This window comes from Frigoribacterium sp. PhB118 (assembly GCF_003751725.1).
Taxonomy (GTDB): Bacteria; Actinomycetota; Actinomycetes; order Actinomycetales; family Microbacteriaceae; genus Frigoribacterium.
Genome location: NZ_RKID01000002.1, coordinates 320,776 through 337,094 on the forward strand (window position 1 = coordinate 320,776; position 16,319 = coordinate 337,094).

General features: G+C 69.1%; 18 protein-coding genes and 1 pseudogene. 8 read left to right on the plus strand and 11 right to left on the minus strand.

The annotated features are described in order from the left end of the window. Window positions 1-31: 31 nt before the first annotated feature. From EDF21_RS08585 to EDF21_RS08600, 4 genes are read right to left on the minus strand one after another with little or no spacing between them, the layout of a single operon-like run. Entirely contained in the window at window positions 32-1,564 is a 1,533-nt protein-coding gene (locus tag EDF21_RS08585; protein WP_123571058.1) for a CoA-acylating methylmalonate-semialdehyde dehydrogenase, read from the minus strand. Next, entirely contained in the window at window positions 1,561-2,484 is a 924-nt protein-coding gene (locus tag EDF21_RS08590; RefSeq protein WP_123571059.1) for a deoxyribose-phosphate aldolase, read from the minus strand. Before EDF21_RS08590 ends, EDF21_RS08585 begins: the two co-directional genes overlap by 4 nt. Next, on the minus strand, window positions 2,477-3,451 hold the full coding sequence (gene iolC, locus EDF21_RS08595) for a 5-dehydro-2-deoxygluconokinase (RefSeq protein WP_123571060.1): 975 nt from the start codon (window positions 3,449-3,451) through the stop codon (window positions 2,477-2,479). Before iolC ends, EDF21_RS08590 begins: the two co-directional genes overlap by 8 nt. 40 nt (window positions 3,452-3,491) lie before the next feature. Continuing rightward, window positions 3,492-4,940 (minus strand): sugar porter family MFS transporter, encoded by a 1,449-nt coding sequence (locus tag EDF21_RS08600; RefSeq protein WP_082460110.1) that lies wholly within the window; start codon window positions 4,938-4,940, stop codon window positions 3,492-3,494. 169 nt (window positions 4,941-5,109) lie between these two features. Between EDF21_RS08600 and EDF21_RS08605 the strand changes: the two genes are divergently transcribed. Beyond that, on the plus strand, window positions 5,110-5,769 hold the full coding sequence (locus EDF21_RS08605) for a hypothetical protein (protein ID WP_123571061.1): 660 nt from the start codon (window positions 5,110-5,112) through the stop codon (window positions 5,767-5,769). Between the two features lie 52 nt (window positions 5,770-5,821). Here the strand turns inward: EDF21_RS08605 and EDF21_RS08610 are convergent, their stop codons facing one another. Beyond that, window positions 5,822-6,346, minus strand: a complete 525-nt coding sequence (locus tag EDF21_RS08610; protein WP_123571062.1) for a hypothetical protein — start codon at window positions 6,344-6,346, stop codon at window positions 5,822-5,824. Between the two features lie 255 nt (window positions 6,347-6,601). Between EDF21_RS08610 and EDF21_RS08615 the strand changes: the two genes are divergently transcribed. Continuing rightward, window positions 6,602-7,000 (plus strand): phage holin family protein, encoded by a 399-nt coding sequence (locus EDF21_RS08615; RefSeq protein WP_123571063.1) that lies wholly within the window; start codon window positions 6,602-6,604, stop codon window positions 6,998-7,000. 135 nt (window positions 7,001-7,135) lie between these two features. Further along, a complete protein-coding gene (gene aqpZ / locus EDF21_RS08620; protein ID WP_123571064.1) occupies window positions 7,136-7,918 on the plus strand; it encodes an aquaporin Z in 783 nt (260 codons plus the stop codon). Window positions 7,919-8,060: 142 nt separating this feature from the next. On the opposite strand, the gene EDF21_RS08625 is transcribed toward aqpZ, so the two are convergent. Further along, a complete protein-coding gene (locus tag EDF21_RS08625) occupies window positions 8,061-8,489 on the minus strand; it encodes a FadR/GntR family transcriptional regulator (RefSeq protein ID WP_233568447.1) in 429 nt (142 codons plus the stop codon). A 190-nt stretch (window positions 8,490-8,679) separates the two neighbouring features. On the opposite strand from EDF21_RS08625, the pseudogene EDF21_RS08630 reads away from it, so the two are divergent. Together EDF21_RS08630 and EDF21_RS08635 are read left to right on the plus strand one after the other, a co-directional pair. Next, window positions 8,680-8,901: pseudogene (locus tag EDF21_RS08630) on the plus strand (phosphogluconate dehydrogenase C-terminal domain-containing protein); the annotation flags it as partial. 158 nt (window positions 8,902-9,059) lie between these two features. Then, on the plus strand, window positions 9,060-9,371 hold the full coding sequence (locus EDF21_RS08635) for a Dabb family protein (RefSeq protein ID WP_123571065.1): 312 nt from the start codon (window positions 9,060-9,062) through the stop codon (window positions 9,369-9,371). Between the two features lie 55 nt (window positions 9,372-9,426). Here EDF21_RS08635 and EDF21_RS08640 read toward each other — a convergent pair whose 3' ends face one another. Further along, window positions 9,427-10,437: a DUF2510 domain-containing protein gene (locus EDF21_RS08640; protein WP_123571066.1), complete on the minus strand. Its 1,011-nt coding sequence runs from the start codon at window positions 10,435-10,437 to the stop codon at window positions 9,427-9,429. A 251-nt stretch (window positions 10,438-10,688) separates the two neighbouring features. Further along, window positions 10,689-10,979 carry a hypothetical protein gene (locus EDF21_RS08645; RefSeq protein WP_123571067.1) on the minus strand — a complete coding sequence of 97 codons (291 nt, stop codon included), beginning with the start codon at window positions 10,977-10,979 and terminating at the stop codon, window positions 10,689-10,691. Between the two features lie 148 nt (window positions 10,980-11,127). Between EDF21_RS08645 and EDF21_RS08650 the strand changes: the two genes are divergently transcribed. Further along, window positions 11,128-11,559 (plus strand): hypothetical protein, encoded by a 432-nt coding sequence (locus EDF21_RS08650; RefSeq protein WP_123571068.1) that lies wholly within the window; start codon window positions 11,128-11,130, stop codon window positions 11,557-11,559. A 59-nt stretch (window positions 11,560-11,618) separates the two neighbouring features. Here EDF21_RS08650 and EDF21_RS08655 read toward each other — a convergent pair whose 3' ends face one another. The 3 genes from EDF21_RS08655 to EDF21_RS08665 form a co-directional block, all read right to left on the minus strand. Next, complete coding sequence (locus EDF21_RS08655) at window positions 11,619-12,269, minus strand: hypothetical protein (RefSeq protein ID WP_123571069.1); 651 nt, start codon at window positions 12,267-12,269, stop codon at window positions 11,619-11,621. An 83-nt stretch (window positions 12,270-12,352) separates the two neighbouring features. Next, the gene (locus EDF21_RS08660) at window positions 12,353-13,408 is read right to left on the minus strand and encodes a zinc-binding dehydrogenase (protein WP_123571070.1); all 1,056 of its coding nucleotides are present in this window, start codon (window positions 13,406-13,408) and stop codon (window positions 12,353-12,355) included. A gap of 74 nt (window positions 13,409-13,482) precedes the next feature. Continuing rightward, complete coding sequence (locus EDF21_RS08665) at window positions 13,483-13,698, minus strand: hypothetical protein (protein WP_123571071.1); 216 nt, start codon at window positions 13,696-13,698, stop codon at window positions 13,483-13,485. A 93-nt stretch (window positions 13,699-13,791) separates the two neighbouring features. Between EDF21_RS08665 and EDF21_RS08670 the strand changes: the two genes are divergently transcribed. Next, the gene (locus EDF21_RS08670) at window positions 13,792-14,352 is read left to right on the plus strand and encodes a hypothetical protein (protein ID WP_123571072.1); all 561 of its coding nucleotides are present in this window, start codon (window positions 13,792-13,794) and stop codon (window positions 14,350-14,352) included. A gap of 283 nt (window positions 14,353-14,635) precedes the next feature. Beyond that, entirely contained in the window at window positions 14,636-16,276 is a 1,641-nt protein-coding gene (locus EDF21_RS08675) for an AAA family ATPase (protein ID WP_123571073.1), read from the plus strand. The last annotated feature ends 43 nt before the right edge of the window (window positions 16,277-16,319 follow it).

Genomic DNA, 16,319 nt, shown 5'->3' on the forward strand with positions numbered 1-16,319 from the left:
GGTACTGCCTGGGGACAGATCGGGCGTGCCGTCAGTTCTGGGGGAAGCCCAGGTCGACGCCGCCGTGGCTGGGGTCGAGCCACCGGGACGTGATCGCCTTCTCGCGGGTGAAGAACTCGAAGCCCTGCAGGCCGTAGGCCTTGTCCGAACCGAAAATGCTGTCCTTGAAGCCGCCGAACGAGTAGTAGGCGACGGGCACCGGGATGGGCACGTTGATGCCGATCATCCCGACCTCGATCTCGGCCTGGAAACGCCGCGCCGCGCCTCCGTCGTTGGTGAAGATCGCCGTTCCGTTGCCGTAGGCACCGGCGTTGATGAGGGCGACGCCCTCGTCGTAGGACGCGACGCGCACGATCGACAGCACCGGCCCGAAGATCTCTTCGGTGTAGACGCGGCTCGTGAGCGGCACCTTGTCGATCAGGGTGGGTCCGAGCCAGAAGCCCTCGGCCTCGCCGTCGACCTCGACGCCCCGACCGTCGACGACGACGTCGGCTCCGTCGTCGAGGGCGATGTCGATGTAGCTCGCGACCTTGTCACGGTGCTGTTCGGTGACGAGGGGACCCATGTCGCAGCTGCGGCGACCGTCTCCGACGGTGAGGCCGGCCATGCGCGAGGTGATCTTCTCGATCAGCTCGTCGGCCACGGGTTCGACCGCGACCACCACGCTGATGGCCATGCAGCGCTCACCGGCCGAGCCGAACCCGGCGTTGATCGCACTGTCGGCGACGAGGTCGAGGTCGGCGTCGGGCAGGACGAGCATGTGGTTCTTGGCTCCGCCGAGGGCCTGGACGCGCTTGCCGTGCTTGGCGGCGGTCTCGTAGATGTACTGGGCGATGGGCGTCGACCCGACGAACGAGATGCTCTTGACGTCGGGGTGCTCGAGCAGACCGTCGACGGCCTCCTTGTCGCCGTGGAGGACGTTGAAGACTCCCTCGGGCAGGCCGGCCTCGGCGAAGAGGCGGGCGAGGAACATGGCGCTCGACGGGTCTTTCTCGGACGGCTTCAGCACGACGGTGTTGCCGACGGCGATGGCGATCGGGAAGAACCACATCGGCACCATGGCCGGGAAGTTGAAGGGGCTGATGATGCCGACCACGCCGAGCGGCGCCTTGGTCGAGTAGACGTCGACCCCGGTGGACACCTGCTGCGAGAACTCGCCCTTGATCAGGTGGGGGAACCCGGTCGCCAGCTCGACGACCTCGAGGCCGCGGGTGATCTCGCCGAGGGCGTCGCTCAACACCTTGCCGTGCTCGCTCGTGAGGATCTCGGCGAGCTCGCCCTTGCGCTCGTTGAGCAGCTCACGGAAACGGAACATGATCTGCTGACGCTTCGTGATCGAGAGGTCGCGCCAGGCGGGGAACGCGCGGTGGGCCGAGGCGACGGCGGCCTCGATCTCGGAGGCGTCGGCGAGCGAGACGTCCTTCGTCGCGACGCCGAGGGCCGGGTCGTAGACGGGCGCGGTGCGGCCGCTCGTGCCGGGCACCTCGACGTTGTCGATCCAGTGCGCGACCAGGGGCCGATCGGTGGCGGTGGTGCCGGTGTGCGTGCTGGTGGTGCTGGTCATCGTTCTGCCGATCCGTTCGTGGTCGAGGGTGGGTGGACGAGCCCGGCCGCGTGGTCCACGGCTGCGGCGACGTCGTCGTCGCTCGGGTAGAGCAGGGTGCGCCCGACGACGAGCCCACGGACGCCCGGGAGCGCGAGGGCCGCGGCCCAGCGGGCGTAGGTGTCGGCCGGGTCGACGGCGGGGTCACCGCCCAGCAGCAGGGTGGGCAGGGTCGTCGCCGCCATGACGCGTTCCATGTCGTCGACGACGGGCAGCTTGAGCCAGCTGTAGGCGGAGGATTCGCCGAGGCCCGACGCGATGGCGACCGACTTGATGACGGCGTCGGCCGTCAGGTCGTTCGTCACCCGTCCGTCGACCCACGAACTCATGAAGGGCTCGAGCATGATCGGGAGGCGCAGCCTGGCCGACTCGGTCACCGCGCGTGCCGTCGCGGCCAGCGTGGAGGCCGTGCCGGGGTCGTCGAGGGCGACGCGCACGAGCAGCTTGGCGAAGTCGAACCGGGAGTCGGCGATCGACGCGGCCGAGTACGCGGTGAACCGGTCGTCCAGCTCGAACGTGGCGCCCTGGAGACCACCGCGGTTCATGCTGCCGACGACGACCTTGCCGTCGAGCGCGCCGAGCAGGGCGAGGTCCTCGAGGATGTCGGGAGTGCCGAGCACCCCGTCGACGCCGGGTCGGCCGAGGGCGACGACCAGGCGACGGAGGAGGTCGTACCGGTCGGCCATGGCGCTCGAGTCGCCTCGGACGCCGAGGGCACCCCGGGCGGGGTGGTCCGCCGCGACGATGAAGAGGCGTCCGTCCGCACCCAGCGGTGCGGGTCGCGTCCGGGCGGCGAGGATCTCGGCCACCCGGTGCGGCTCGGCGGCCCGCAGGGTTCGGAGGCGCTCGAAGTCGAGGACCGGGGCGGTGCGATCAGACATGGTGCGCCTCCTGGAGGACGGCCTCGACCTCGGCGGTGGTGGGCATGGCGGTGGAGCACTCGAACCGGGTGGCGACGATGCCGCCGGCCGCGTTGGCGAAACGCAGGGTGCGATCGAGCGACCACCCCTCGATCAGGCCGTGGCAGAGGGCACCACCGAACCCGTCGCCCGACCCCAGGCCGTTGATGACCTGGACGAGGTGCGCCGGCACCTCGATCCGCTCGTCACGCGTCTTGGCGAGGACGCCCTTGGGGCCCTGCTTGACGACGGCGAGTTCGACGCCCCGGTCGAGGAGGGCGTCGGCCGCCCGCTCGGGCTCGGTCTCGCCGACGGCGATCTCGCACTCTTCGCGGTTGCCGACGGCGACGGTGACGTGCTCGAGAGCGCGCCCGACCTCTCGGGTGGCGACCTCCGGGCTCTTCCAGAACATGGGTCGGTAGTCCAGGTCGAGGATGGTCAGGGGCCGACGACCCCGGGCCTGCCAGGCCACGTGATGCGCCTGTCTGCTCGGTTCTTCGCTGAGGCCGGTGACCGTGGCCCAGAAGACCGTGGCCTTCTCGACGGCGGCGAGGTCGAGCGAGCCCGCGGTGATCATGAGGTCGGGTGCCTTCGGCTGCCGGTAGAAGTACAGCGGGAAGTCGTCGGGCGGGAAGATCTCGCAGAACGTGACGGGGGTGTTGAGCCCGTCGACGGTCGAGACGAGCCGGGTCGAGACGCCGAGCCGCTCGAGCTCTCGGACGATGTAGCGACCGAAGGGATCGTCGCCGGTGCGGGTGACCACCGCGGACCGCCGGCCGTGACGGGCGGCGGCGATGGCGACGTTGGTCGCGCTGCCGCCGACGGATTTGCTGAAGGTCTCGACCTCTTCGAGCGGGACGCCGGACTGCTGCGGGTAGATGTCGACGCCCACGCGGCCCATGGTGAGGACGTCGTACGGAGCGGTGTCGTTGTCGGTGTGGTCGGTCATGACGTGGTCGTCCTCTCGGGAGCGTGGCGTGCGGTCGCGGTCACTTCTTGCCGTTCTTCACGACGTAGATGGCACCGGTGCTGAAGTCCTCTTCGAGCTGCTCGAGCGACCGCCCGTTCGTCTCGGGCACCTTCTTCACGGCGAAGAGGAACGACCCGGCGTTGAGCACGGCGAAGATGAAGAACGTCGTCGAGATGCCGATGCCGGCGACGAGGATCGGGAAGAGCAGGCTGACGGCGAAGTTGGTCAACCAGAGGATGAGCACCGTGAGCCCCATCCCGACGCCGCGCAGCTTGAGGGGGAAGATCTCGCTGAGCATCAGCCAGACGAGAGGGCCGATGGTGCCCTGCATGGTCCCGACGAAGCCGATGACGAAGATCAGGACGACGATCGCGCGGCCGAGCCCCTCGGGGATCAGCAGCGACGACAGGCCGATCAGCAGGTGGAAGATCGTGACGCCGGCGAAGCCGGCCATGAGCATGGTGCGCCGTCCGACCTTGTTGATGATGCGCAGGGCGACGAGCATCGCGACGACGGCGATGACGCCTGCCCCGACGTTGGCGATCAGGGCCCCGCTCTGCGAGAAACCGGACTGCTGCAGCACCTGGGTGCCGTAGTACATGATCGAGTTGATGCCGGTCAGCTGCTGAGCGACGGCCAGGCCGATGCCGATGAACAGGATCTTGCGGAGCCAGGGCTCGGCGATGAGGTCGGCGAGGCGGGCGCTCTTGGCCTCTTTCTCCTCGTCGGCCAGGAGGCGCACCTCGGCCATCTCGGCCACCGCGCGGTCGTCGGCACGGATCTGCTTGAGCACGGCGAGCGCGTCGTCGTCGCGGCCCTTGGCGATGAGCCAGCGAGGGCTCTCGGGGACACGGAACATGCCGATGAAGAGGGCGATGGCGGGCAGCACCGCGACGGAGAGCATGTAGCGCCACACGTTGTCGTGCTCGCCCCAGACGCTGCCGATGACGGCGTTGATGGTGAAGGCGGCGAGCTGCCCCGAGACGATCATGAGCTCGTTGCGACTGACGAGTCCGCCGCGTTGCTCGGTGGGGGCGAGTTCGGCGAGGAACACCGGAACGGTGACCGAGGCCCCGCCGACCGCGATGCCGAGGAAGAACCGCGCCCCGGTGAGGAACTCCCACGTGGGGGCGAGCACGCAGGCGAGCGCGGCGAAGAAGAACAGGATGGCCAGGGTGTTGATGGTCGGCTTCCGCCCGAAGGCGTCCGAGATGCGCCCGATGAAGAACGCCCCGACCGCAGCCCCGATGAGGATGGCCGAGACCATGATGCCCTCACTGGCCGGCGTGAGCCCGAGGCTCTCCTCCATCGAGTCGAGCGCGCCGTTGATCACGCCCGTGTCGTACCCGAAGAGCAGGCCACCGAAGGTGGCGATGACCGCGACGGTGCCGAGACGCTTGGTGTGCGGGCCCGAGACCAGGGCGGGAAGAGCTACTCGGGGCGAACTGCCCGATGTGTCGGTGACCACGATTCCTCCATTGGTTGTGGTTACAGCTTCCCGCGTCGGTGCGGGTCGTCGCCCTGCAACGGCGACAGGACGAGGCTAACCATGTCCGTATGTCCTGTCAATCGGTCATGCGTGGACCACCCCCTCGAGTCGGACGGGAGAGGGACTCGCGCGTCCCTAGACTCGGAGCATGCCTTTCGACGAGTGGTACGACGACGAGACACGAGAGGCCGCGACGGCCCGCGTGCTGCAGCGGCGGATGACGAACCCCACCGACCGCAACGTCCTCACCGTCGTCGCGGAGGAGTTCAACGTCCCGCGGCAGACCCTCAGCGACTGGGTCGACGAGGCCTCGCCCGAGTCCGCCAAGCCGAAGCGCAAGCCCCGCCCCAAGTTCTCGCAGGTCGTCAAGACCACCAAGGAGGCGCGGGTCGAGTCCCCCGAGGACGACGAAGCGATCGACGCTCCGCAGCCCGCGGCACGTCCGGAGCCCGCGAGCGAGCCCGAGTCCGACGCACAGACAGGGTCCGTGCCGCAGGCCGAGGCCGTTCCGCAGACCGAGGCCGCGTCCGACCCGGAGGCCGACCTGCAGCCCGACCCGCAGCCTGAGCCGGAGGCCGAACCCGAGCAGGACCCCTGGGCGGCGTCCGATCCTGCCGCCGAGCCCGAGCCCGAGCCGACGCTCGAGAGCCAACCCGGCCCTCAGCCCGAGCCGGCATCCGTGCCCGCACCCACACCCGCACCCGCCGCACCCGCCGACAGCCGCCTCACCGCCCTCGAGGCCGAGGTCGCGGCTCTCCGCGCCGGCAACCGCGCGCTCGTCGAAGCCCTCCGCATCCTGGTCGACTGACGACGCCGGTCGGCGCCTGGCCGACCCGGGCGACGACCACGGGGCCGCCCGGTCACCGTCGTCGTGGTGACGGCCTCGACCTCGTGAACCGGGCCTGGCGCCGGTCGGCCGCGCGCGCCTCCCGGGGGAGGCGGTAGCCGTCGCGGTAGACGCCGACGACGTCGAGGGCGACGCCCACGAGGGAGCGGACGGCGGTGCGCCGCTCGCGCGAGCCGTACCAGTTGCGGTGGAGACGCCACAGCTCGACGATCCCCCGCACGAGCAGTCCCCCGCCGAAGAAGACGGCGGCGATCCAGGCGATGCCGGTCGAGCCGAAGGCGACGACCGCACCGATGCAGACGACCAGCGTCACCACGAGGGTGATCATCAGCGTGCGCGGGCTCGGCAGCTGTCGGCCGTGCTCGCCGGTCCAGTAGGACGACAGCAGGTAGAGGGCGTCCTCGCGGGAGCGTCCCCCCTCGCGCAGCCGGCCGACGGCGGCGTCGGTGCGCGCGAGTCGGTCGGGCCCGTCGGCCTGGCGCACCGCGGCGCTGGTCGACGCGACGATGCGGATGACGGGAGGTTCGCGTCGAGCCACCAGGCCATCTTGCCGCACGCCGGACGCACGCCGCCCGCCGCCCGACGCCGTCCGCCGGACGGGCCCGCTCTGTCCCCCGCCTGGCCGCTTCGCGAGTGCCCGTCGACCCGAGTCTGCAAGCTCGCTGGAGGTCGATGACGGGTGGGCTGCCGCTCGCGTCCGAATGGTGTGTCACCGAGACACAGCGCGTCCGCACCGCGGCACCGCGATCCCCGGCCACCGACGAGTGGCCGCGCCGAGAGAAGGACGACCACCATGAGCGCAGACGACGACAAGCAGGCCGACTCGGGCTTCGCCGGCAGGTTCCGCGACCAGCTCGGCAGCCGGGCGATCGAGCCCATCATCAAGGCCGTGCGCGCCGAACTGAGGTCAGCCCGCGACGAGGTCGCCGGTCGGGCTCGGGACGCGCGATCGGGCGTCGTGTTTCTCGCCGTCGGGGCCGTCCTGGCGATCGTGACCGTGATACTCCTGGCCGGCACCGCCGTCGCCCTGCTGGCCCTGGCCCTGCCCCTCTGGGCCGCCGCGCTCATCACGTTCGCGGCCTTCGCCATCGTCACCGCGGTGCTCGTCGCCGTCGGCCTGAAGGGCGTCAAGCGGGGCGTCCCGCCGGTCCCGGTCGACACGGTGAAGAACCTCACCTCGTCGTCCGACTAGCCGCCGGCCCCTCCGAACCGGGCCCCGTCCCAACCCGACCCAACCCGGCCCGACCCGGCCCCACCCGACCCGTCCCGGCCCGGCCCCACCCGACCCCGTCCTGACCCGACCCAACCCGACACCAGGGAGTCCCCCATGCCTCGCACCACACCCGCCAGCCGGTCCACGAAAGAACAGCGCACGCAGCACGCCGAGACCTACGCGCCCCTCGCGCGGTACGCCTCCGAGGCGTTCGGGGCCTTCCTCCTCGTCGTCGGAGGCGTGGGCACGGCCGTGTTCGCGTCGTCGTTCCCGGACGACGGCAACGCGCTCGGGGTCGGCTTCCTCGGCGTGGCCCTGGCGTTCGGCCTGAGCGTGATGGCCGGCATCTACGCCGTCGGCCACATCTCGGGCGGCCACTTCAACCCGGCCGTGACGGTCGGCTTCGCCTTGGCCCGTCGGACCCCGTGGTCGAGCGTGCCCGGCTACGTCGTCGCGCAGCTCGTCGGAGCGGCCGCCGGAGCCAGCGTCGTGGCGCTCGTCGCCGCAGACGGCCCCGCCGGCTACTTCGCCGCGGCCCGGGACTCGGGCTTCGCCTCGAACGGCTTCGGCGCGTCGTCGCCCGGCGGTTTCGGCCTCGGAGCCGTCCTCGTCACCGAGATGGTGCTGACGGCCGTGTTCGTCGGCGTGATCCTGTCGGTAACCGCCAAGGGTGAGTACAAGGCCCTGGCACCCTTGGCGATCGGCCTGACCCTGACGCTGATCCACCTGATCAGCATCCCGGTGAGCAACACGTCGGTGAACCCTGCCCGCTCGCTGGCGGCCGCCCTCTACGGCGGCCCCGACGCCCTGGCCCAGGTCTGGGTCTTCTTCGTGGCACCCCTGGTCGGCGGCGCCCTGGCGGGCCTGGCCCACCGCGTCCTGCGCCGTCGCGCCTGACGGGCGACCCGAGCGGCTGGGAACGCAGGAGGCGCAGGTCGCGTGACCCGCGCCTCCTGCGTTCTCGCACGGTGACGCCGGTGCCGACCGACGCTCGAGCGGAGGCGACGACGACGTCGCCCCGCCCGTCGGGGGCGACGACCTAGACGACCGTAGCGCTCCGGACCCGGTCGGCGGCGGCGGCCATGTGGTCGCGCATCGCGGCGAGCGCGGCGTCGGGATCGCGTGCCTCGATCGCGCGGAAGACGGCCCGGTGTTCGCGGTACGCGGCCTCGGCCTGGTCCTTCTCGGTGAGCCCGCGTTCGACCCAGAGGCGCAGCAGCGACCGGGTGCTCTGCAGGAGGTCCTTGAGCACGACGTTGTCGGCGCTGACGGCGATCTGCAGGTGGAACCGGATGTCGGCCTGGAGGAACGCGTCGAGGTCCTCGAGCGAGTCGGCCATCACCTCGATGTACCCCCGCAGGGCGTCGACGTCGGCGTCGGTGGCCCGCTCGGCGGCGTAGGCGGCGGCCTGGATCTCGAGCCCGCCCCGGACCTCGATGAGCTCGCGCGTGCGTGCCGCGTTCAGCATGAGACCCCAGCTGAGGGTGGTCGGCAGCAACTCCGAGGTCTGGTCGCGCAGGTAGGTGCCCGAGCCCGGACGCACCGTGACGATGCCGAGGATCTCGAGGGCGGCCAGGGCCTCGCGGACGGCCGACCGCCCGACGCCGAGGCGTTCGGCGAGCTGCCGCTCGGGGGGGGAGGCGCGACCCGGGGGCGTCGGGGTCCCCTACGAGGCCGCCCGCGCCATGCTCTACGGCCACACCTGGATCGCGCTGACGAACGGCCTGCGCGGCTCGAACCCGTTCAGCGACGCCTGCCACATCGCCATGGACTACGGCCGCGAGTCGATCGTCCGCGACGACTGGAGGAAGATCTTCGACGACAGCCAGCTCGACTCGGTCATCGCGCGCATGCTGAAGATCGACGCCGTCCGCCGCTAGGCCGCGACGACGGGAACGCAGGAGGCGCGGGTCGCGTGACCCGCGCCTCCTGCGTTCTCGCGTGGTGCGGTGGTCGCCCGGGCCGACCGCCGGGACGACGCCCGTGTCAGGATCGGGTGACCTGCCGCGGCGAGCGGCGACGACGATGGGATGCGCGGATGGCCGACACGGACGAGATCGTGCACGTGGTGTTGGTGGAGTGGGCCGAGGGGGCCCCGGCCGACGTGGCCGAGCAGGCGTCACGGCTGTCGACCGAGCACCTGACCGGCATCGACGGCGTGCTGTCGGTGTCGAGTGGCGGCAGCGTCAGCCCCGAGGAGCTCGAGGCCGGCCTCGACTGGATGCTCGTGGTGCGGTTCCGTGACGCCGCGGCGCGCGACGGCTACCTGCCGCACCCCTCCCACCAGCCGGTGGCGAGCTACCTCGGCGACGCGTCCGCCCGGGTCGTCGTCTTCGACGTCGCGGCGTAGCGCCCGGAGGCGCGGGTCGAGTGACCCGCGCCTCCTGCGTTTGCCGCGTTCGCGGCTAGAACGCGATGTACTCGCCGTTGTCGTAGAGGACGAACGACTGAGCGGCCTCGGGCACGATGTAGGCCGTGTAACCCGTGAAGGCCGAGCCGGGATAGAGCTTCGGCCCATCACTCATCGACGGCATCCCGTCGCCGAAGATGATGTATTCGCTGTCGTATCGGTTGCCCTCAGGCGTCGCCAGCGAGAGGTCGTACGACGCCAGCGAAGGCTCGACGCCATCCGGGTCGATTCCCGTCATGGCGAGTTCTGCGACGACGTACTTGAAGCCCGCGGGGGCTTCCTCGTTGAACATGTTCCACTGCGCGACGAGTGCGCCGGCGTTCGCGTCCACGATCTTCGCGGTCAGGCTGTACTTCTCGCCCCCGAGGAACCCCTTGGCGACGTAGGGCTGGGGTGCCGGGTTCTCGATCGTGCCGGTGGCGGCCGGTGCCGCACTCGCCGCCGGCTCGGGCTCGGAGGCCTCGGGCGCGGGCGCTTCCTGCGTCGGCTCGGCAGGTTCGCTGACCTCGGTCGTGGCCTCGGCGGTCTCGATCGCGCTTGCTTCGGTCGCCGTCGTGCCGGGGCCTGCCAGAGCGGCGGACGTCGCGATGATGCCCGTGAGCAGGGCGACACTACCGAGGGCAAGGCCCGTGATGGCGGCGTTCTTCTGCTGCTTCTTGACGAGAGCAGAGATGCCCAGAGCGACGCCGCCGAGTGCCAGCAACAGGCCGAGCACAGGGACGAGGCCCGTGAGGAACGCGGCGATTCCCACGAAGAGGGCTCCGAGAGCCAGCTTCCTGGACCGAGCCCCGGGCGCAACGCCGTTCGGCTGGGCGGGCGAAGCCTGCTGCCCGTCAGGACCCGGCTGGGCGGGCGGAACCTGCATGGCGTCGGGACCCGGGGCGGGCATCGACGGCACCTCGGCGACCATGGGGGCTGCGTCGTGCCACCGCTGTCCATCCCAGTAACGCGGCTCGTTGTTGGCGTGCGGTGCCGGGTACCACCCGGCGGGCGTCTCGTGAGGCAAGTGTCTATCTTTCGGGTCGGGTCGACAGGGGCGTGCAGCTACGTCGGACGTCCGTCGAGGGATCGTCGCGGAGCCTGGTGGAGTCCGAGCGGGGATGACTGCACCAGAAGGTCAGGAGTCGGCGATCGGGAGTTCCTCGACCGCTTCACCACTGCCTGCTCGCGTTACCATAGCGGAAAGCGAATAATCCTCGCAGCCCCCCGTTCGCGCCCGTCAGAACTGGGTGACCTGCGCCTCTTGAGGGTGCTTCATCACTGGCGATCGCACGACGTCGATCCGGCGGTAGGTACACCTCCGGCCCTGACGGCATCACTGATGGTGCTGCCGGGGTGGGCTTCGCGATAGGCGCGGACCTCGGCAGGGTCGACGTCACGCTCGGGGCGCCGGGACGGGCGGCCGAGGACGCTCTTTCCGACGAGGAACGCCGAGGCGAGGGCGGCCACGACCAGGAGCATCCCGACGGTGCGGTCGGCCGTGAAGAAGACGACCAGGGCGATCGTGGTCAGGGCGAGCGGGGCGAGGGCGCGGAGCCAGTTCGTCATGAGAAGCACTGCTCCTTCATCTCGGTTCTGATCGGTCGGGAAAACGCTAGGACGCTCGCGCCGGTCGATGCCAGTCGATTGACGTGATGCCCAGGAACACCGCTCCGCCCGTGATCGCACGACGTCGATCCGGCGGTAGGTTCACCTCATGAAGGTCCTGGCCGGCATCGTGACCGCGCTGCTCGTGGTGTCGGTGCTGCTGGTGCTCGCGGTGCGGGCCGACCCGGACGTGCCGCTCGTGCTGTCGGGGTCCGACGCGCGCCTCCCGTACTGCACGACGTACGAGCCGGTGATCGTGGCCGACCTCACGACGGAGACGCTGCCGGCCTGCGCACCGCACGGGGTCGAGCTGCGCTTCCCCGACGGCTTCGTCATCGACCTGCCCGACGAGCCCGGCGCCGGCGGACGCCCCTCGGATCGCTACGACTACGGCTACGTCGACGTCGGGGCCTTCGGCATGTACGCGTCCCGGGCGGACCACGCCTGCGAGCACGTCGAGCAGTGGGGCACCCCCGAAGCCATCCGCCGCGTCACCGAGGCCTTCGGCGACGACTACGCCTGCGTGCCCGACCAGCAGTGAACCGAGGAGGCGCGGGTCACGCGACCAGCGCCTCCTGCGGTCCCGCAGGGTGGATGGCCTCAGCCACCCCCGTGCCGACGAGTGAGCTCGCGCGCGATGGCGAAGGCCACCCAGTCGGCGGGGCGATCGTTTCGCCAGGCGCCGGCGTGGAACGAATTGACGGGAGCACCGGTGTCGCCCAGATGGATGGCGAGGCGGATGGCGACTTCCTCGACCTCTTTCAACGCCCTTTCCTCTCGCCATTCATCCACGAACGGGCGCGCCGTCGGGGAGAGTCGACCGTCCGAGATCAGGTCGTCCACCCAGCCGAGATCGACGTCGACGTCAGTCTTGACGCTGCCTGCGACGACCGCGGCGTGCGTGCGCTCGAGCGCGATGCCGTGCGCGTGGTCTCCCCCTCGCCAACTCTCCTCGTTGGTGGTTCTCGTCTTCAGCCCACCTTCACCCTCGGCGATGCCGATGTAGAGCACGCCTGATCGCAACGGATCTCCCTCGCGCGCACCATGCACCCAGCAATAGAGGCCAGCGCCGTCGGCGACTTCCTTGTCGCTGACGTTCCACACGACGCCGATGAGGCGAAGTCCGGCCTGAAGGGTCAGCGGCGTGATGAGTCGCAACGTGGTCTCGGAGAGAAGCGTCGACGGGGGCGCGAGTTCATCCGACTCCTCCGGATTCGAGACCTCGTGGGAGGGAACGGCAGGCTCGGTCATCTCGTGCTTTCCTCACGTCTAGGGAGTCGGCCTCATCATCCCAGTGCCCGCAGCACGTGGGGCCCGGCGGCCGCACCCCCGGCTCACCCGTTCGGCGCGACCAGCACCTTCGCGTGCTGCGTCTCGCCGCTGTCGAGCTCCACGAGCAACCCCGGCAGCTCATCCAGCCCGACCGTCCCCGTGATCAGAGGCCCGGCCTCGACCGAGCCGTCGGCCAGTGCCCGCATGGCGCCGACGAAGTCGGAGTGCGTGTAGGCGAGGCTGCCGACGACGGTCAGTTCGCGGCTCTGCCAGTCGCCGTACGAGACCTCCGAGGTGGTCATCGGGTAGCCGAGCAGGGCGAGCGTGCCGCCGCGCCGGACCAGCTCGGCGCTCGACTGGAACAGCGAGGAGGCGCCGGTGCACTCGTAGAGGACGTCCGCGCCGAGTCCGTCGGTCAACTCGAGGACGCGGGCGCGGAAGGCATCGCCGGGAGCGTGGACGTCGGTGAAGCCGAGGCGGCGGGCGGTCTCGCGCCGCGCCTCCATGGGTTCGACGATGATGACGGCTCCGGCACCGGCGTGGCGGGCGTGCTGGGCGGTGAGCAGGCCGATGGGGCCGGCGCCCTGGACCACGACGACGTCGCCGAGGCGCTGGCTCGCGCGGCGGACGGCGTGGAAGGTGACGGCGGTGGGTTCGACGAGGCCGAGCTGTTCGTCGGTGAGGCCGTCGAGGGCGCGCTGGACGCGGCGTTCGTGGACGGCGACGTGCTGGGCGAAGGCTCCGTGGGTGGGGGCGTCGGGCGAGATGCCGTTGGCCTCGGCGAAGGCGGTGTCGCAGTGGTCGGGGTGTCCGGCGCGGCACATGGCGCAGGTGCCGCAGGGCGGGCCGACGCTGGCGACGACGCGGTCCCCCACGGCGACGGTCGTGACCCGGCTGCCGGCCGCGACGACGGTGCCGGTCCACTCGTGGCCGAACACCGCGGCCGGGATGAGCCCGCCGGACGCCCACCCGTGCGTGTCCGTCGCGCAGACGCCCGTGTACCGGATGCGCACGACGACCTGCGACTCCCCCGGAGCCTCGAGGTCAGTCTCGGCGAAGGCGACCGAGCGCTCGGCGTCGACGGTGGCGAAACGGGTGCGGGCGGGCAGATTGGTCATGCCCACCAGGGTAGACGTGGGCGACAGGTGTTGCTCAGCCTAGAGAGCGAGCACGGCCTGTTTTCTCGTGGCGCTCACTCGCTGCTCTCGGACATCTCGTCCACCTCGGGCTGCGCGGCTTTCGCGTGACGTTCAGGCCGTGTCGCCTGGACGATCTGCCCGATCATGAGGCCGACGAAGAGGAGCCCCCAGAAGACCGACCCCTCGGGATCGACGGCGTGGACACCGGCGAAGAGAGCGATGACGGAGCAGTTCAGGACGACCGCCCACTGCAATTCGTAGCGTGACACGGCCTGCTCACTCGACCCGGCGCAATTCGTTCTCGAACATCGGCATCTCTCCTCTGATCAGAGCCCGCCCAGCACGAGCTACGCCTACCGTAGATCACGCCGACATGTCACGCATCTAATGACGCGCAGACCCTGGCCGTCGTGGCCACCGCGGGTGACGCGCTCGTGCCGCTCGACCCCGCGGCCACCCGCCTCAAGGCGCCCGCCGGGGCGACGGTGGACGCTGACGGCACGGGCGTCGTGGTCCCCGGTGAAGGACGCTACGAGCGCGACCGCACCGCCGGCACCGTGCTCTTCACGCCCGAGCCCGCCTTCACGGGAACGGCGACGCCGGTGCCCTACGTCATGACCGACGCGGCCGGAGCGACCGCCGCCTCCACCCTGACGCCCTCGGTGACCGAGGTCGCGAGGCCCGACACCTCGACCGGCGAGCAGGGCATCCCCCAGCGTCTCACGGTCACAGAAAATGACGGAGGCGCGGTGCCGGTCTCCCCCGCCACCCTCCGTCTCGTAGACCACTCCGGTGTCGACGCCGCCGCCGTGGTGGTGCCCGGTGAGGGCACCTGGACGATCGATGGTGAGGTGTTGGTCTTCACGCCCGAGCCTGCCTTCGTCAGCGCGGCGACCCCGTTGTTCGAATGGCGAGTAAGCTGAGCTGCTTGCGCAAAACCTTCTCTCACCTGTTCAAGAACATGTCGACGAGTTAGATACATAATCCGCTTACGGCGGAGGTTTGCACCTCTTCGCCACCAACTCGTCCGTGTTGTCCGCCAAATAGGTGGTCCGACGCGGAATGTACTTGGCTGCTCCGAGAATAGCGCGAGGCACTAAGTGACTTCTGCCTCACAAGCCACCCTCGCGAAGCGTCTACAGCCCTTTTTGCCTGTTTCAGTGCGAGCGAACCTCAAGTCGTACCGGGCACGCTTAGTATCGCGACATGACCCAAGAACTGTCCTCACAACTCTTGACGAGCTGGCAAGTTCCAAATACACAGGGCGCCTACACTAAGGTCGACGCTCTGGCAGGCGAGCACACCATAATCGTTGGCGCAAATGGGGCCGGGAAGTCTTCCCTGGGCGCGTGGCTCGACCAGCAGGTAAGCGGCGTGCCGGTGACTAGAATTATCGCTCACCGTAAAATCTGGTTTCAATCCGCGGCGCCCGCATTAACGGCGGCCAGTCGCGAGGGTGTTGGTTCTAATCTGCAAATGTGGTCAAAGGAACCGACTTCGCGCTACATCGACAACTCTGACGAGCAGCGCACGAATCTCGTTCTTTTCGATGTCATGTCGGCTATAAATGCCCACAACGCCGCTACGGCGAAGATGGCCCGCCAAGGCGTATCAATTGCCGAAATTGATCGCGACCTCGGTCAAGCACCCATCGATCGACTCAACGCGGTTCTCACAGCGGCCGGTCTACCAGTCTCGCTTTCTGCCGACTCCTCCGGCACGTTCCGTGCAAACAACGGCGCCAACGGGGCCACGTACCCGATTTTTCAAATGTCCGACGGTGAAAAGAGCGCCGTTCTGCTGGCAAGTGCCGTCCTCGTTGCACCCCAGAACGGAATCGTCATTATCGACGAGCCGGAACGACATCTGCACCGGTCGATATCCGCCGGCCTCATCGGCGCAATTCTGGATCAAAGGTCGGACTCACACTTCATCGTCGTGACGCACGATTTGGAGTTGGCGGAGGTCCTCCACCGCATGCCAGGAAAGGCCTTTAGCCTCCGTGGGGCTACATGGAGCGGTGAAACAACCGTCGGCTGGGACTTGGATGAACTAACTTCGGACAGCGCACTCACGGATGCAGCCCGCAAAGCAATCCTTGGCGGCCGCCGCGATGTGCTCTTCGTCGAGGGAGCAGGCTCAAGCGTTGACGCACAACTTTACAAGATCCTCTTGCCCGGATGGACCGTTCAACCGTCCGGCGGTGCGGACGAAGTTTGCCGCAACGTTGCAGGCCTCCGTGGAAGCGCGGCACTCCACTGGATCAACGCACATGGGCTCATCGACGGTGATGCGAGAAACGACGAAGAAAAATTTTCTTTCGCTTCGAAGTCCGTTTCGGTCTTAGAAGTTAGTGAAGTCGAAAATCTGTATTTCCTGCCCGAGTGTCTGGAGGCAGCCGCAGGTCACCAAGGGGCATCGCTGGGCTTGGAGCCCGCAGACCTACTGAGCACCGCGCGTTCCGCGGGCCTGACTGCGTTAACGGAACCAGCCACCCTGGAGCGACTCGCGAAGAAATTGGCTGTCGCAGAGTTACGGCGGCGTGCTCTGGAGCATGTGCCCGACAGTGTTGATGAGCAGGACACTCAGATACAGATAACACTTCCTTCTCCCTACCCAAGGCTTCTGGAACGGCTTAGGGGATTGGCCTCTGCTGGGGATATGGAGCAACTTGTAGCGCTCCTGCCAATTCGCGACACGCCGTTCCGGAACCGCGTGGCCTCGGCGCTTGGCTTCGCTTCCGTCGCCCACTACGAATCGCACGTGAGAGTAAGCCTCATGCAAGACCCTGGGCTGGCATCAGTTGTTCGCTCAAAGTTGGGCCCGATATCCGAGACCGTCACCTAGACGGTCGACAAAACTCGTGAGGACTTCTGTCCAACCGTAGGCT

What these genes read in the sequence shown, in the direction of transcription:
- iolC (WP_123571060.1), bottom strand. Translation starts at nt 3,451, where the DNA reads ATGACCGACCACACCGACAACGACACCGCTCCGTACGACGTCCTCACC.
- EDF21_RS08585 (WP_123571058.1), bottom strand. Translation starts at nt 1,564, where the DNA reads ATGACCAGCACCACCAGCACGCACACCGGCACCACCGCCACCGATCGG.
- EDF21_RS08605 (WP_123571061.1), top strand. Translation starts at nt 5,110, where the DNA reads ATGCCTTTCGACGAGTGGTACGACGACGAGACACGAGAGGCCGCGACG.
- EDF21_RS08635 (WP_123571065.1), top strand. Translation starts at nt 9,060, where the DNA reads ATGGCCGACACGGACGAGATCGTGCACGTGGTGTTGGTGGAGTGGGCC.
- EDF21_RS08615 (WP_123571063.1), top strand. Translation starts at nt 6,602, where the DNA reads ATGAGCGCAGACGACGACAAGCAGGCCGACTCGGGCTTCGCCGGCAGG.
- EDF21_RS08655 (WP_123571069.1), bottom strand. Translation starts at nt 12,269, where the DNA reads ATGACCGAGCCTGCCGTTCCCTCCCACGAGGTCTCGAATCCGGAGGAG.
- EDF21_RS08660 (WP_123571070.1), bottom strand. Translation starts at nt 13,408, where the DNA reads ATGACCAATCTGCCCGCCCGCACCCGTTTCGCCACCGTCGACGCCGAG.
- EDF21_RS08625 (WP_233568447.1), bottom strand. Translation starts at nt 8,489, where the DNA reads ATGCTGAACGCGGCACGCACGCGCGAGCTCATCGAGGTCCGGGGCGGG.
- aqpZ (WP_123571064.1), top strand. Translation starts at nt 7,136, where the DNA reads ATGCCTCGCACCACACCCGCCAGCCGGTCCACGAAAGAACAGCGCACG.
- EDF21_RS08590 (WP_123571059.1), bottom strand. Translation starts at nt 2,484, where the DNA reads ATGTCTGATCGCACCGCCCCGGTCCTCGACTTCGAGCGCCTCCGAACC.
- EDF21_RS08675 (WP_123571073.1), top strand. Translation starts at nt 14,636, where the DNA reads ATGACCCAAGAACTGTCCTCACAACTCTTGACGAGCTGGCAAGTTCCA.
- EDF21_RS08645 (WP_123571067.1), bottom strand. Translation starts at nt 10,979, where the DNA reads ATGACGAACTGGCTCCGCGCCCTCGCCCCGCTCGCCCTGACCACGATC.
- EDF21_RS08650 (WP_123571068.1), top strand. Translation starts at nt 11,128, where the DNA reads ATGAAGGTCCTGGCCGGCATCGTGACCGCGCTGCTCGTGGTGTCGGTG.